We start from the raw sequence: 13,368 nt of genomic DNA, 5'->3' as shown, positions 1-13,368 counted from the left end.
AATCCGGCAGAAGCCTGCCGGATGTGGGACGAAGCCGCGCAGAACGGGCTGGTCCATCTCTCGCTGGCCTTTAATCGCGGGCTTTGTGCAGAACAGCGGGGCGATCTCGATAATGCGCTGGCTCATTATGACGAGGCGATGAGCTTGTCTCCCGGAAAGTTTGAAGTGAGCGAAGCCATAAATCGCACGAGCGCCCATCAGCGCGCGCTGGACGAATGGGGATTGCGCCAATCTAGCGAACCCGAAAATCAAAGCTGATGAACAGGGTTAACCGGTTGGCTCAAGTCAGCGGATTATAGTATATCATCAGGCTGAACCTGGCGCTGCAGCCAGAGCGTCTGGTAGCGACGGTTGCAACCACTAAACCTCGACCCCGGATTAACTATGGGGTGACGGAGCACAAATGACCATAAACCTGTCCGACTATGAATCCGGCGACAAATTTGACGGAGATTATGATGAGGCGCTGAAAGCGCTGCAGGACCGGCTGGCGCATGTTCATTTCAAGCATATCATTCACGGCCGCCGGTCGATACTCGTGTTCGAAGGCTGGGACGCGGCAGGCAAGGGCGGGGCGATCCGCCGTATGACCGGGGAATGGGACCCGCGCTATTTTGACGTCTGGCCGATCGGCGCACCGACCAAGGAAGAGAAAGACCGTCATTTCCTCTGGCGCTTCTGGCAGAAATTGCCGGGCAGCCGCGAAATCGGCGTGTTTGACCGCAGCTGGTATGGCCGCGTGCTGGTCGAGCGGGTCGAAGGATACTGCACCAAGGCAGAATGGAAACGGGGCTATGACGAGATCAACGAATTCGAAGCCCAGCAGATTGATGGTGGCACCAATCTGGTCAAACTATTCTTCCACACGACCCAGGAAGAGCAGGATGAACGCCTCGCCAAGCGGCTCGATACGCCGCACAAGCGCTGGAAGATCACCGCCGAAGATTTTCGCAACCGGGAAAAGCGCGAGGAATATCTCGCGGCGACCCACGACATGTTCGAAAACACCGACACCCGCTGGGCGCCCTGGAAGGTGATCGACGGCAATGACAAGAAATCCGCGCGGATCGCCGCGATGACCCATGTCGCCGATGTGCTGGAAGCAGCATTGCCTGAAGAATTGCCCGAGCCTGATCCGGAACTGGTGAAACTGGCCGAGGAAGCTTTTGGCTACGAGGTTAAGGATTGAAGCCAAGCCGTCGTCGGTAACGTCCTGTTTTCTGGTAATTTCATCCCAATAATCGACATCAAGATCAGCGGTGCAATGTGCCGTCAATGGAAGACTTGGAAGCATGTTTTGCTGTCTTCGAGGTACCCGGTCCGGTTTTCCACACCAACATTTCGATAAAAGTCGAAATGTTCTTGACCAACGCCTAATGATTCTATATTTCGACAATTATCGAAGCATTGGAGTCGTTCATGCAACCAGATCAAGCCGTAACCGCTTTGGCCTCACTCGCTCAAGAGCATCGATTGTCAATATTCCGCTTGCTGGTGCAGGCCGGAAGCGATGGCCTTGCGGCTGGCGCGATTGCCGAGCAGTTGGGCGTTCCACCGAGCTCTCTATCCTTTCATCTGACCCACCTGACCCGCGCCGGCCTGATCAGTCAGGAGCGGCAGTCGCGGACATTGATCTACCGTGCGGACTATGCGGTGATGAACCAGCTCGTCGCTTATCTACTCGAAAATTGCTGTGCAGGGGATGCCTGCGCGGTCGACCTTCTCACGTCCAAAGGAGCTTGCAAATGAACAGAATGCACATCCACCTTTCCGTCGAAAGCCTTGAAAAGTCAGTGGCTTTCTACTCGAAACTATTCGGCGCCGAGCCCAGTGTGTTGAAATCGGACTATGCCAAATGGATGCTCGAAGACCCGCGCGTCAATTTTGCGATGTCGAGCAATCCGGGGACGAAACGTGGCATCGAACATATCGGGATCCAGTCGGAAAATGCCGAAGAACTGGCGGGCGTTTACGGCCGGATCAAGGATGCCGGTGGAGCGATATTTGACGAAGGCGCGACGACCTGTTGCTATGCCCAGTCCGAGAAAAACTGGACGGTTGATCCCGACGGCATCGCCTGGGAAGCATTTCTCACCAACGGCGAAGTGACCGAATATGGCAATCGCGTCGATCTCGACCAGCTGACTTCCGACAAGGCGTCAGAAGGAGCCTGCTGCACGCCGCAAATGGCACCCGCGCCCGCCGCATCATCATCCTGCTGCTGATATTCCTATGAGAGATAAAGTTTATAATGTGCTGTTCCTCTGCACGGGGAATTCTGCACGCTCGATATTGGGTGAGGCGATACTCAACCGCGAAGGCGAAGGCCGGTTCAGGGCTTATAGCGCCGGCAGTTTTCCAAGGGGTGATGTTCACCCCATGGCGCTGGAAATCCTCAATCAACAGGAGTTTGACACGAGCAACTTGCGTTCAAAGAGCTGGGACGAATTTGCGGCAGAAGACGCCCCCCACATAAATTTTATTTTCACGGTATGCGGCAACGCGGAAAAGGAAGTCTGTCCGGTTTGGCTGGGACATCCCGTGTCGGTGCATTGGGGTATTGACGACCCCGCGGAGGTGGAGGGCGATGGCCAGCGCGAAGCATTTCTGAATGCGTTCGATTTTATGCGCAACCGGATCCGGCGGATGCTCGATTTGCCGCTCGATTCCGTGGATCCGCTCGACATCAAGAAAATGCTGACGGCAATTGGCACCGAAGAGTCGATCAGGGAAAGGAGTGCGTAGTGGGTCTTTTTGAACGCTGGCTGTCCTTGTGGGTCGGACTGGCGATTGTCGCCGGCATCCTTTTGGGCAATGTTGCACCGGAATTGTTCGGCCTGATTGCGCAGCTGGAAGTTGCTTCGGTCAATCTGGTGGTCGCCGTCCTTATCTGGGCGATGATCTATCCGATGATGGTCGCGGTCGATTTCGGTAGCCTGCGCGACATCGGCGGCAAGCCTAAGGGGCTGATTATCACCATCATTGTGAATTGGCTGATCAAGCCATTCACGATGGCCGCTCTCGCGGTTTTGTTCTTCAACTTCATTTATCGCGGGATCATATCCGGCGAAGATGCCCAGCAATATATCGCTGGCCTGATCCTGCTCGGCGCGGCCCCGTGCACGGCGATGGTATTTGTCTGGTCGCAGATGACCAAGGGCGATGCAGCCTACACATTGGTGCAGGTATCGGTGAATGATCTGATCATGATTATTGCCTTTGCGCCGATTGTCGCATTGCTGCTGGGTGTAACCGACATCGCGATACCGTGGCAGACCCTGCTGCTATCGGTGGGGCTCTATGTGGTCATACCCCTCGTCGCCGGTGCTGTCACCCGGCGGGTTGTCATCGCCAGCCACGCCGGCGATATCGAGGCCGTGGATCATTTTACCGATCGTCTGAAACCGACATCCATTGTTGGACTATTGGCGACTGTGGTTCTGTTGTTTGCTTTCCAGGCCCAGACCATCATCTCGCAACCGGTGCTGATCGTGCTGATCGCGATCCCGATCATATTGCAATCCTATGGCATATTCGCGGTCGCCTATGCAGCCGCCTGGATGTGGAAATTGCCGCATAATATCGCGGCGCCCTGTGCGCTGATCGGAACGTCCAACTTTTTTGAGCTGGCGGTTGCTGTGGCGATCGGCCTGTTCGGTCTGTCCAGCGGCGCGGCCCTGGCCACGGTGGTCGGAGTGTTGGTCGAAGTGCCGGTCATGCTGTCGCTGGTGGCGATCGCGAACCGGACGAAGAAAAACTTCGGTCATCAATGACGACAACTCAAATCCGTTCAATGTTGCAACGGGTTGGATTCAGTCTGTTTGGACAAGGCAGGTCATCATTCCGAATGGCGGGAGGATAACCAGAGCGCGCAACCGGCAAAAAATGTCGCGATTGCGCCGCTCGCTCCGGAGAATGGCACCGAACCCAATCCCAGATTAATGGCAGCGACATTCAAGGCAATTGCAACCGCGCCGCTAATCGCGCTGAGCGCACCGACCACGCGGCCGATCGACTTGTCTCTGCGAAACAGCGAAAGGCCGAAAATCAGCGCGGCCAATCCGACGATTGCCTTAGCCAGAAAATAAAACAGAAAAGACCCCGCAAGTACGGTACCCATCAGCGGTGCAAAGTCCGCTCCGGCCCGGGTCGCCGGCAGAAACATAGAAAGTCCAATGCCCGACTGAATCATGTTGACCAGTCCGGCGACCACCAGCGCGGCCCATCCCCATTGCAAATCCGGCGAGCGAATCAGGCCGACTAGAGAAGCGATCACGATAGCGGTAAACAGCAGAAGTTCCGTCGTCCAGATCGTCGACCGCAGAGGCCAGCCTTCGATAATCCCGACACCGCTGAGGGTCGCTATATATATTAATTGCGTGGCCACGGTCAGCAGCAGCATGATCGATACAGACGTTGTCAGGTTGCGGGTCGGCTGTACCATGGTTTCTCCAGATTTTTCGATGGTTAGACGACTATTCTATCCGATCGTCAAATTGGTTACAACGGCGCTCAAATTTTTACGATATCGGCTCAGCCCCGGTTAGGGATGCTGCGACCAAGAAGTTCGGAGCCGATAACACGCAGGGCAAAACGGGTAAAAAGGTCGATCACCTGCTGAAGCGATCGCCAATCCCGCCGTGAATAGAAGATATTATTGATCAGGGTTGAGAAAATTGGCAAATGCTGCGTAAAATCCGGACCAATCAACTTGAGCCGGGAATGTTCATCCATTCCATGGAAGGGTCTTGGTTTGACCATCCATTCTGGCGATCGCGGTTTCTGCTGAACGATCGCGAACAGATCGAGCAGATTGTTTCCAGTGATGTGGAGCGGGTCACGATCGACGAATCGCGGGGCAAAAAACTATTGCTGTCGTCGGAGACTGTGGCGCAGCCCCGGCCCGCGAAAGCGTCCGCGTGTTCGCCCAAATCGGCGAGGTTGCAGGAATTATCGGCTCTCGCAAGACCCAGATCCTATTTGCGGGAAGTTGCGAAACCGGTTTTCAATCGGCTGTCTCCACGTGAGCGCGCCGCGGAAGTTCGCAAAGCAACCGGTACGATCAAGCGCTCGCGAGCGGCCGTGATGGCTTTGTTTGAAGACGCGCGCCTTGGCAATTCGGTCAAGTCGCGAAAATTGGCCCCTCTGGTCAAACAGATATCCAGATCGGTCAATGTCGATCCAACAATAATACTCAATATCGCCCGTATAAAATCGAAGGATGAATATACCTATCTCCATTCCGTTTCGGTTTGCGCCCTGATGGTCAATCTGGCCCGCAAAATGGGGTTTCCCGAACAGCAAATGCACGATATCGGCATGGCCGGTCTTTTGCATGACGTCGGAAAGACATCCATCCCGGCGAGTATTCTATCCAAGCCGGGGAAGCTCGACGAGAGTGAATGGAACATTATTCGCAACCATCCTCAACGCGGTCACGACATCTTGGCGGCGTCGGAAGGTGTCAGCAACATCGCTCTCGAGGTCTGTCTGAGACATCATGAGAAAATGGATGGAACCGGATATCCAGGAAAAATATCTGCCGACAATCTGAGTATCTTTACCCGCATGTCCACCATCTGCGATGTCTACGACGCGATCACGTCCCAGCGATCCTATAACACTCCCCTTTCAGCATCCGAGGCGCTGGCCGAGATGCAGTCCTGGTCCGGCCACTTTGACCAGCTCATCCTTCGCGATTTTGTCGACAGCCTCGGGATCCTGCCCGTCGGAACGCTGGTGCGGCTGGATCAGGACGAGCTGGCTATGGTGATCGGAGAATCGCCTTCCAACTATTCTGCGCCGATTGTGCGAAGCTTTCTCTCGCTGGAAAAGGATCGCAAAATTGTTCCCAAAGATATCGACATCGGCCGCAAACGATCGCGAAAGCTGCTTGCGATAGAGGACCCTGAAGACTGGGGATTTTCAGACTGGACGAGCTTTTCTGCCGAATTGTTGAGTAAACCGGCAGCCACGTGATCGATTGAACGCCACCTGCCGTTGCAGGGTAGATAAGCGCCCGACAATTTCAGCACCGATAATCTATATGCTGACGGGCGGGGTTTTGCAGAAGTCGATGCTCAACCGCGATCGTTTTTCCCGATATAGCGCGACAGCGGTGTCTCGCTCCGGATCGTCGGCCCGCGCGGGTTTTTCGTGTCGTAAACCACGGCATTTTCCAGCACCCGTTTTACATAGTTTCGAGTCTCTGAAATCGGGATATCCTCGATCCACTTGACCCAGTCGATTCCGCCCATGCGGGGATCGCCGTTGGCACGGATCCATTTGTTTACGTTGCCAGGACCGGCGTTATAGGCCGCGACGGCGAGCGGATAGCTGCCGCCGTAATAATCCATCATGCGCCCGATATAGCCGCTGCCAAGGCGGATATTATATTGCGGATCGTCGGTCAGCGAGGAAAGATTGTAGGACAGGTTTGCCTTGCCGGATTGTTCGCGGGCGGTGCCCGGCATGAGCTGCATCAGGCCCCGAGCACCAGCGTGGCTGATCGCGCCTTGGGCAAACTGGCTTTCCTGCCGAGTAATCGCGTGGATCAGGGTCCAGCTGCTTTCGTGGCCAAAAGGCACCGGCATGGTCGGAAAGGCGGTCTCGTCGATCGCGCCGACACCGGCACTGAGCGAACTGATTCCCTTGATCACGCCAAGATCGCGCGCGCCGATGCGGGTCGCGAGATCGCTGATCAGCAAATAATCTTTCGCGGTCTTCGCATTGCTGGCCAGCGCGCGATGAAAGCGGATCTGTTCGCGCCACGGTCCGGTCCGGACCGACGCTTTTACCGCAACGACCAGTGGCTCTACATCATAAGCACGACGGTCGGCATCGGTGATTTCCACATTCGGTTTCCGGTTAAACTCCGGTAGCGCGCGGCCAAGCCGTTCGAGCGACAACTGCCCGTAGAAATAGTCCGGGAACCGGGCCGCTTTTTCGAAATAGGCGTTGGCCTGTTCCGTCTGGCCGGCTTCGGCGGCCGCGCGACCGGCCCAATAATAGCCTTTGGAAGTGATGTTGGGCGAATCATAGGATTGCGCATAGAGATCAAACATCCGGATTGCTTTGGCGGGCTGCCGCATTCCGTTGAGCGCTGAAGTACCCGCCACCCAGGCGAGATCGGAATATTTGTCCCGTACCCGGGAATTCTGGTCGGCGATCCGGGTCGGAGTGTCGTACGCATCTTCGATTTTCGAGGCGATATCATAGGCCACGGTCCATTGCCGGTCGTTGGCGGCCGCTTCGGCGTTGAGCAGCAATGATTCAAACCACGTGTCCGGCATCGCGGGCTTGACCCGGAGGGGTAATCTGGTCGCCAGCAATTGTCGGGCTGCATAGCTCTGGCCGCTGTTGCGCAAGTAACGGGCGCGATCCGCCAGATAACCGGCATCGTCGCGGGCAATGGCGCCGACCGCGCTGGCCTGTATATTGGCATCGGATGCTTCGGTCAGTTGAGCCAGCCGTGCGGTAAATACGGGCCGCCTGGCGGGAGAAGCAAAGGGCAGCTGGCGCGCCGCATCACGGGTTGCCCGCGCCCAGAGCAGCGCATCCATGCGGGCATCGTGATCGTCAATTGTCAGAACCGAACTGAACCGGGATATCAGCGCGACTTCATCTGCATCGGTCAGCGTACCGCCGCGCCATGCCTGTTTCGCCATGGCATTGGCTTTGTCACTCTGTCCCGCCGCTTGCAGTGCGACTGCATATTTGGCTGCTCCGGCATTGGTGATCGGTTCAAATCTGTCAAAAAAGGCGAGGACCCGGCTCGGCGAGAAACTGTTGATATTGATCGCCTGTTCGGCATTGCGCTGCATCCGGGTGTCTTCCGGCCAGCCTGGATAAGTGACCAGAAAACCGGCGTAATCCTCAAAGGAATAATTGTCGGACTGGGTGAGTACCCGCCAACGTTGCAGGCCGAGAACGGCGTTACCGCCGGTCGGATCGGATAGTTCGCTTTCGGCTCCCCGCCAGCTGACCTGTTCGGCAGCCATGCATGTAGCAGGAGATAAAAGCAGCGCCGCGATGACAATTCTTGATACCATGCTGGACATTTTGGGGGTAGGCTCCTTATCAGGCGCTGAACGGCGAACTATATCGCCGTTAATGTTGAATCTGATTTGGTGGTGGCTTTGCCAATTTCCAAGGTAAATATAAAGGATTATTACATGTTTTCCGGCTCCATTCCGGCTCTGGCGACCCCTTTTCGCGACGGATCGTTTGCCGAAGTCCAGTTCCGCGCTCTGGTGGACTGGCAGATCGACCAGGGCAGCAGTGCCCTCGTGCCTTGCGGGACTACCGGCGAAGCATCCACATTGTCCAATGCCGAGCACCATCGGGTTATCGAAGTCTGCGTCGAACAAGCGGCTGGACGGGTGCCGATCATCGCCGGTTGCGGCTCGAATGACACCACCAACGCGTTGTTACACCTCAATTTTTCGAAAAAATGTGGGGCGGCGGCAGGTCTGGTGGTCGTGCCTTATTATAACCGTCCGAATCAGGAAGGCATTGCCGCGCATTTTAGGACCCTGACAGAAAATATTGATCTGCCTCTGGTGCTCTACAACGTACCGGCGCGCACCGTTACCGACATGCTGCCCGACACCGTTTGCGCGCTGTCCCATTTGCCCGGCATTGTCGCGATCAAGGATGCCAGCGGCGTTCTCGACCGGGTCACCGAACACCGCCTCAATTGCGCCGATGATTTTGTGATGCTTTCCGGGGTCGACGAGCTGTCGCTCGCTTTCAATGCCGCCGGTGGTATTGGCTGCATTTCCGTTACCGCCAATGTTGCACCGAAACTATGCGCCGAATTTCAGGCGGCCTGTGCCGCGGGCGACTATGCCAAAGCGCGCCAGTTGAACGATGTGCTCTATCCGCTGCACAAGGCCTTGTTCTCGGATGCTTCTCCGGGCCCGATCAAATATGCATTGTCCCGGGTCTTGAAAGATTTTCCGATCGACCTTCGATTACCGATGACACCACCGTCGGAAGCGAGCCGCAAGGCTGTGGATTCCGCTCTGGAGGGGGCAGGTCTGGTCTAATGGCAAAACCGCGGCCGGAGGAATTTGACAAAAAAAAGATCGTCGCCGAGAACCGGCGCGCGCGCTATGATTATTATCTGGATGACAAGTTCGAGGCCGGCATCATGCTGACTGGAACCGAGGTAAAATCGCTTCGGTTCGGATCGGGCGCCATTGCCGAAAGCTATGCCGAGGTGAAGGATGACGAGGTCTGGCTGATCAACGCCAATATCCCCGAATGGAGCCACGGCAACCGGCATAATCATACGCCGACCCGGCCCCGAAAACTCCTGCTGAAGCGGCGCGAGATCAACAAATTATATGGTGCTGTGATGCGCAAGGGCATGACCGTCGTGCCGCTGTCGATCTATTTCAACAGCAAGGGAAAGGCGAAACTCGAGCTGGCGCTGGCCAAGGGTAAAAAGGCACCGGACAAGCGTCAGACCGAAAAGGATCGTGACTGGAAACGGCAACAGGGCCGGTTGATGCGCGAACATGGATAATCAGAAACCCAATCTCCGCGACAAGGATTTTGGAGCCCGTTTGATCATGCTCTTTGTCCATTGGGTGCAGAGAAAAATGCCCACCCGCGCGGGGATGGAACGCAACAAATATCTGAAGCCGATTGCCCACCGCATACTGGTTTCGGAGCTTTGGCGCTTTACCCGGCGTTCGGTACCGCGCGGCGTTGCACTGGGCATGCTGGCTGCTTTTCTGATTCCCGTCGGACAGATATTTGCGGCGGTATTTCTCGCGCTTCCGGTCCGTGCAAATGTTCCGATTGCGGCGATTACCACATTCATCACCAATCCTCTGACCTATCCGTTCTGGATCGCGGCGGCGAACCAGATCGGAAAATTCATCCTGCAGATCGACGCAATGACCGCCGGCCAACCGATCAACACGCAAATGCAGAGCGAATTTGGGCAATGGCTGAGCTGGCTGGTGCGCGAAGCCGGAGTGACCGCCTTCGGATTTCTAGTGTTCGCGATATTTTTTGCCGGCACCGGCTATCTGATAAGCAGTCTGGGATGGCGTTGGTGGATTGGACGGAAACGGAAAGACCGGTTGAAAAAAATTCTCGGAGAAAGATCTGGCAATGGCCAGTAAGGCGCAGAATAACACGGGATTGCTAAATCCCAGTACCCGCAAGGCACTGATTGGCGTGCGGATAAGGGCCCTGTTGCTGGTCTTGGCGGTGTTCGCGTCCACCGGGCTACTCTATTGGCAAGTGCAGAATGTTGCCCTGATCACCGCCTTTTCCGCTCTGGTACTCAGCTTGACAGCGATCGCCTATTTTCTGCGTCCGCAAACGGCGGATACCGATCAAGACCGTGCGGATCCCGGAGACTGGGCCGTTACCCGCATGGTCGCTGATCAGTCGGATATCGGTTTGGCGATTACCGACCGGGCGGGCCGGCTGGTCTGTGCCAACGAGCTTTTCACCAAATGGTTCAATGGACCGGCTGTTCCTCCCGAATTGCCGCTGCAGGCGGGCGGCAATGAACTGCTTGCGACTGCTGGCCGCACCGCTTGGCGGGATGGTCGCGGCTATGCTGAAGGCCTGAAACGCGGAGTCGCGGAATATAGCGCAAAGGTCGTCCGAGCCGGGCAGGGCGATGAATATCTCTTGTGGCAGATGATACCGCAAATTCAGGCAGACGTTCTGGATGAGATGATCCGTCTCGTCAGCGGAGGCGGCGGCCGGGCATTTTCAGAATCCGGAATATTGGCCAGCGTCATTGGTGGTGAGGGACGGATACGGGCTTCCAATCAGGCTTTTGCACTGCGCGCAACCGGTCGGGTTGACGCTAATATTTCTGGTCGCAATTTCATCAATTTCCTGCGCTCCGATGACAAGGGTACGATCTTTTTCTAACGCGAAGGACGGCATGGCACGCCGGTGCGCCTGTTCCATGTCCCGCTGGACCGGGACAAGGACAAGGGACCTGCGTTGATCCTTCTGATCGATGACGATGGCGGTATGGTAGAACGCGGCAAGGCACTGGAACAGGTCGAATCGATGTTGTCGCTGCTGCCCTTGGGCCTGGCGCTGACCGATCGCGATGGACGGTTTCTCTTTCTCAATGACGCTTTTGCGAAAACCGCCGGCATTGGCGAGAAGGAACAACCGCTTTATCCCGGCGACCTGATGATTCGCGATGACAAATCGGCGGTTGCGGATGCCGTGCGGCGTTATGCCAGCGGTCCGCCAAAGGCTGGCGATCTGGCGGTGCGGTTGCGCAATGGCGGCGAGGAACCCGTAGCATTGGGTATCGCCGGTGTTCGTGGACTCGGCGAAGCGGCGGTGCTGCTGTCGATCCGGGACAATAGCGAAGAATCGAAATTGAAGAGCCAGGTGGCGCAGGCGACCAAAATGCAGGCTGTTGGACAGTTGGCCGGTGGCGTGGCCCATGATTTCAACAATATCCTCACCGCCATCATCGGTCATTGCGACCTGATGCTGCTCCGCCATGCGCCGGGTGACAGCGACTATGACGATATTCAGCAGGTCAAGAATAACAGCAACCGGGCGGCCGGACTGACCCGGCAATTGCTTGCTTTCTCGCGCCAGCAGACTTTGCGGCCGCAAGTGCTGCAATTGCCCGACGTGGTGGCGGATGTGTCGAACCTGCTCAAGCGCCTGCTCGACGAAACGATCGAGCTCGAAGTGCGCCACGGTCGCAACCTCGGTCTGGTTCGCGCAGATCCAGGACAGCTCGAGCAAGTGATAATCAATCTTGGTGTAAACGCCCGGGACGCCATGCCAAAAGGCGGGAAAATTTCTGTCTCGACCCAAGCGATAGTTGCATCAGATGTCCGCGCGCTGAAAAGCGATATCCTGCCGGTTGGCGATTATACCGCGCTGATCTTTACCGACTCAGGCAACGGTATCCCGCCGCATGTTATCGGGAAGATTTTTGAACCGTTTTTTACGACCAAAGCGGTAGGCAAGGGGACCGGTCTGGGGCTGTCGACGGTCTACGGGATTATCAAGCAATCCGGCGGCTATATATTCGCCGATTCCAAGCCCGGCGAAGGCACGACCTTCTCGATCTATTTCCCGGTTCACCATCCCACCGCAGAAGATGTCGCGCGCGCCACCTTGAGTTCGCCGCCAGTCAAGGCAACGGCTGCAAAGGAATTGTGGGGAAGCGGCCATATCCTGTTGGTCGAGGATGAGGATATGGTACGCGCCGTCGCGGAGCGTGCCCTGATCCGGCAGGGCTATACGGTCGTGACCGCCAGCGAAGGGGAGGAGGCTTTGGGCCTGCTTGCCGCGCAAGACGGAGAGGAGCAGAAATTTGATATTATCGTGTCAGATGTGGTGATGCCGAATATGGATGGCCCCGCCATGGCCAAACATGTCCGCAAACATTATCCGGATCTGCCGATATTGTTCATGTCCGGCTATGCCGAGGAACAATTGCGCAAGTCGATTGATCTCGACAAGGTCAATTTTCTTCCCAAACCCTTTTCGGTGGCACAAATAGCCGAAGCAGTAGGGGAAACTCTGGCCGAACATGCCAAATCCAACTAGAAAACGGTCTAATTTCATATATATTTCAATACAATAGCTTCTTGGTAAAAAATTTATGTTCCCCCCTTGTTCTCTAGGAACAAATGCGGTACATCATCACAATCATTGATTGATGATGGTTAAGCATTTAGCAAAGGGGACAGGCAAATGGCCGGCAATTTAAAAGTCGTAGAATCGGAAAATCAGTTGAATTCATCAGACAGACAAAAAGCGCTCGACGCCGCATTGGCGCAGATCGATCGTGCCTTTGGCAAGGGCTCGGCGATGAAGCTGGGCCAGCGCAAGGCGCTCGAAATAGAAGCTATCTCCACCGGTAGCCTGGGACTGGATATTGCGTTGGGAATCGGGGGATTACCAAAAGGACGCGTGATCGAAGTTTACGGACCGGAAAGTTCGGGCAAGACAACGCTCGCCTTGCACGTCATCGCCGAAGCACAGAAAGCGGGCGGCACGGCTGCCTTTGTTGACGCGGAACATGCGCTCGACCCGGTCTATGCCAAAGCGCTGGGCGTCAATACCGACGAGTTGATCATCTCCCAGCCCGATACCGGCGAGCAGGCTTTGGAAATCACCGATACATTGGTTCGTTCCAATGCGATCGACATATTGGTTGTCGATTCGGTTGCCGCTCTGGTTCCGCGCGCTGAGATTGAAGGCGAAATGGGCGATACCCATGTTGGCCTGCAAGCCCGTTTGATGAGTCAGGCGCTGCGCAAGCTGACCGGTACGATCAGCCGCTCCAAATGCATGGTGAATTTCATCCACCAGATCCGCATGAAAATCGGTGTGATGTACGTC

At 56.0% G+C, this 13,368-nt stretch carries 13 protein-coding genes and 1 pseudogene; 12 read left to right on the top strand and 2 right to left on the bottom strand.

Annotation, left to right across the window (positions count from 1 at the left end):
- From WBM93_RS13430 to arsB, 6 genes are all read left to right on the top strand, one after another.
- Positions 1-258 (top strand): tetratricopeptide repeat protein (locus tag WBM93_RS13430; RefSeq protein WP_424432370.1); only part of this gene is annotated, 258 nt, incomplete at its 5' end.
- Between the two features lie 145 nt (positions 259-403).
- Positions 404-1,189, top strand: coding sequence for a polyphosphate kinase 2 family protein (locus WBM93_RS13425; protein WP_424432369.1), 786 nt, complete (start codon positions 404-406; stop codon positions 1,187-1,189).
- A 230-nt stretch (positions 1,190-1,419) separates the two neighbouring features.
- Positions 1,420-1,749 carry an ArsR/SmtB family transcription factor gene (locus WBM93_RS13420; protein WP_424432368.1) on the top strand — a complete coding sequence of 110 codons (330 nt, stop codon included), beginning with the start codon at positions 1,420-1,422 and terminating at the stop codon, positions 1,747-1,749.
- Complete coding sequence (locus tag WBM93_RS13415; protein WP_424432367.1) at positions 1,746-2,225, top strand: ArsI/CadI family heavy metal resistance metalloenzyme; 480 nt, start codon at positions 1,746-1,748, stop codon at positions 2,223-2,225. The genes WBM93_RS13420 and WBM93_RS13415 overlap by 4 nt, the downstream gene beginning before the upstream one ends.
- Before the next feature lie 7 nt (positions 2,226-2,232).
- On the top strand, positions 2,233-2,745 hold the full coding sequence (locus WBM93_RS13410; protein ID WP_424432366.1) for an arsenate reductase ArsC: 513 nt from the start codon (positions 2,233-2,235) through the stop codon (positions 2,743-2,745).
- Positions 2,745-3,773 carry an ACR3 family arsenite efflux transporter gene (gene arsB / locus WBM93_RS13405; RefSeq protein WP_424432365.1) on the top strand — a complete coding sequence of 343 codons (1,029 nt, stop codon included), beginning with the start codon at positions 2,745-2,747 and terminating at the stop codon, positions 3,771-3,773. The genes WBM93_RS13410 and arsB overlap by 1 nt, the downstream gene beginning before the upstream one ends.
- Before the next feature lie 65 nt (positions 3,774-3,838).
- Here the strand turns inward: arsB and WBM93_RS13400 are convergent, their stop codons facing one another.
- Positions 3,839-4,444, bottom strand: coding sequence for a hypothetical protein (locus WBM93_RS13400; protein ID WP_424432364.1), 606 nt, complete (start codon positions 4,442-4,444; stop codon positions 3,839-3,841).
- A 239-nt stretch (positions 4,445-4,683) separates the two neighbouring features.
- Here WBM93_RS13400 and WBM93_RS13395 point away from each other — a divergent pair, with 239 nt between their 5' ends.
- Entirely contained in the window at positions 4,684-5,979 is a 1,296-nt protein-coding gene (locus WBM93_RS13395; RefSeq protein ID WP_424432363.1) for an HD-GYP domain-containing protein, read from the top strand.
- A gap of 101 nt (positions 5,980-6,080) precedes the next feature.
- Here the strand turns inward: WBM93_RS13395 and WBM93_RS13390 are convergent, their stop codons facing one another.
- Complete coding sequence (locus WBM93_RS13390) at positions 6,081-8,060, bottom strand: transglycosylase SLT domain-containing protein (protein WP_424432362.1); 1,980 nt, start codon at positions 8,058-8,060, stop codon at positions 6,081-6,083.
- 114 nt (positions 8,061-8,174) lie between these two features.
- On the opposite strand from WBM93_RS13390, the gene dapA reads away from it, so the two are divergent.
- From dapA to recA, 5 genes and pseudogenes are all read left to right on the top strand, one after another.
- Positions 8,175-9,050: a 4-hydroxy-tetrahydrodipicolinate synthase gene (gene dapA, locus WBM93_RS13385; protein ID WP_424432361.1), complete on the top strand. Its 876-nt coding sequence runs from the start codon at positions 8,175-8,177 to the stop codon at positions 9,048-9,050.
- Positions 9,050-9,532: an SsrA-binding protein SmpB gene (gene smpB, locus WBM93_RS13380; RefSeq protein WP_424432360.1), complete on the top strand. Its 483-nt coding sequence runs from the start codon at positions 9,050-9,052 to the stop codon at positions 9,530-9,532. Before dapA ends, smpB begins: the two co-directional genes overlap by 1 nt.
- A complete protein-coding gene (locus WBM93_RS13375) occupies positions 9,525-10,139 on the top strand; it encodes a DUF2062 domain-containing protein (protein ID WP_424432359.1) in 615 nt (204 codons plus the stop codon). Before smpB ends, WBM93_RS13375 begins: the two co-directional genes overlap by 8 nt.
- A 19-nt stretch (positions 10,140-10,158) precedes the next feature.
- A pseudogene (locus WBM93_RS13370) lies at positions 10,159-12,570 on the top strand (response regulator).
- A 147-nt stretch (positions 12,571-12,717) separates the two neighbouring features.
- Positions 12,718-13,368 (top strand): recombinase RecA (gene recA, locus WBM93_RS13365; RefSeq protein WP_424432358.1); only part of this gene is annotated, 651 nt, incomplete at its 3' end.

The organism is Parasphingorhabdus sp. (assembly GCF_049667325.1).
Lineage (GTDB): Bacteria > Pseudomonadota > Alphaproteobacteria > Sphingomonadales > Sphingomonadaceae > Parasphingorhabdus.
This window is presented reverse-complemented; position numbering and strand designations above follow the sequence as displayed.

Excerpts from the sequence above, each read along its gene's own strand:
- WBM93_RS13425 (WP_424432369.1), top strand. The coding sequence starts at position 404 with ATGACCATAAACCTGTCCGACTATGAATCCGGCGACAAATTTGACGGA.
- WBM93_RS13420 (WP_424432368.1), top strand. The coding sequence starts at position 1,420 with ATGCAACCAGATCAAGCCGTAACCGCTTTGGCCTCACTCGCTCAAGAG.
- WBM93_RS13415 (WP_424432367.1), top strand. The coding sequence starts at position 1,746 with ATGAACAGAATGCACATCCACCTTTCCGTCGAAAGCCTTGAAAAGTCA.
- WBM93_RS13410 (WP_424432366.1), top strand. The coding sequence starts at position 2,233 with ATGAGAGATAAAGTTTATAATGTGCTGTTCCTCTGCACGGGGAATTCT.
- WBM93_RS13400 (WP_424432364.1), bottom strand. The coding sequence starts at position 4,444 with ATGGTACAGCCGACCCGCAACCTGACAACGTCTGTATCGATCATGCTG.
- WBM93_RS13395 (WP_424432363.1), top strand. The coding sequence starts at position 4,684 with ATGCTGCGTAAAATCCGGACCAATCAACTTGAGCCGGGAATGTTCATC.
- WBM93_RS13390 (WP_424432362.1), bottom strand. The coding sequence starts at position 8,060 with ATGTCCAGCATGGTATCAAGAATTGTCATCGCGGCGCTGCTTTTATCT.
- dapA (WP_424432361.1), top strand. The coding sequence starts at position 8,175 with ATGTTTTCCGGCTCCATTCCGGCTCTGGCGACCCCTTTTCGCGACGGA.
- smpB (WP_424432360.1), top strand. The coding sequence starts at position 9,050 with ATGGCAAAACCGCGGCCGGAGGAATTTGACAAAAAAAAGATCGTCGCC.
- WBM93_RS13375 (WP_424432359.1), top strand. The coding sequence starts at position 9,525 with ATGGATAATCAGAAACCCAATCTCCGCGACAAGGATTTTGGAGCCCGT.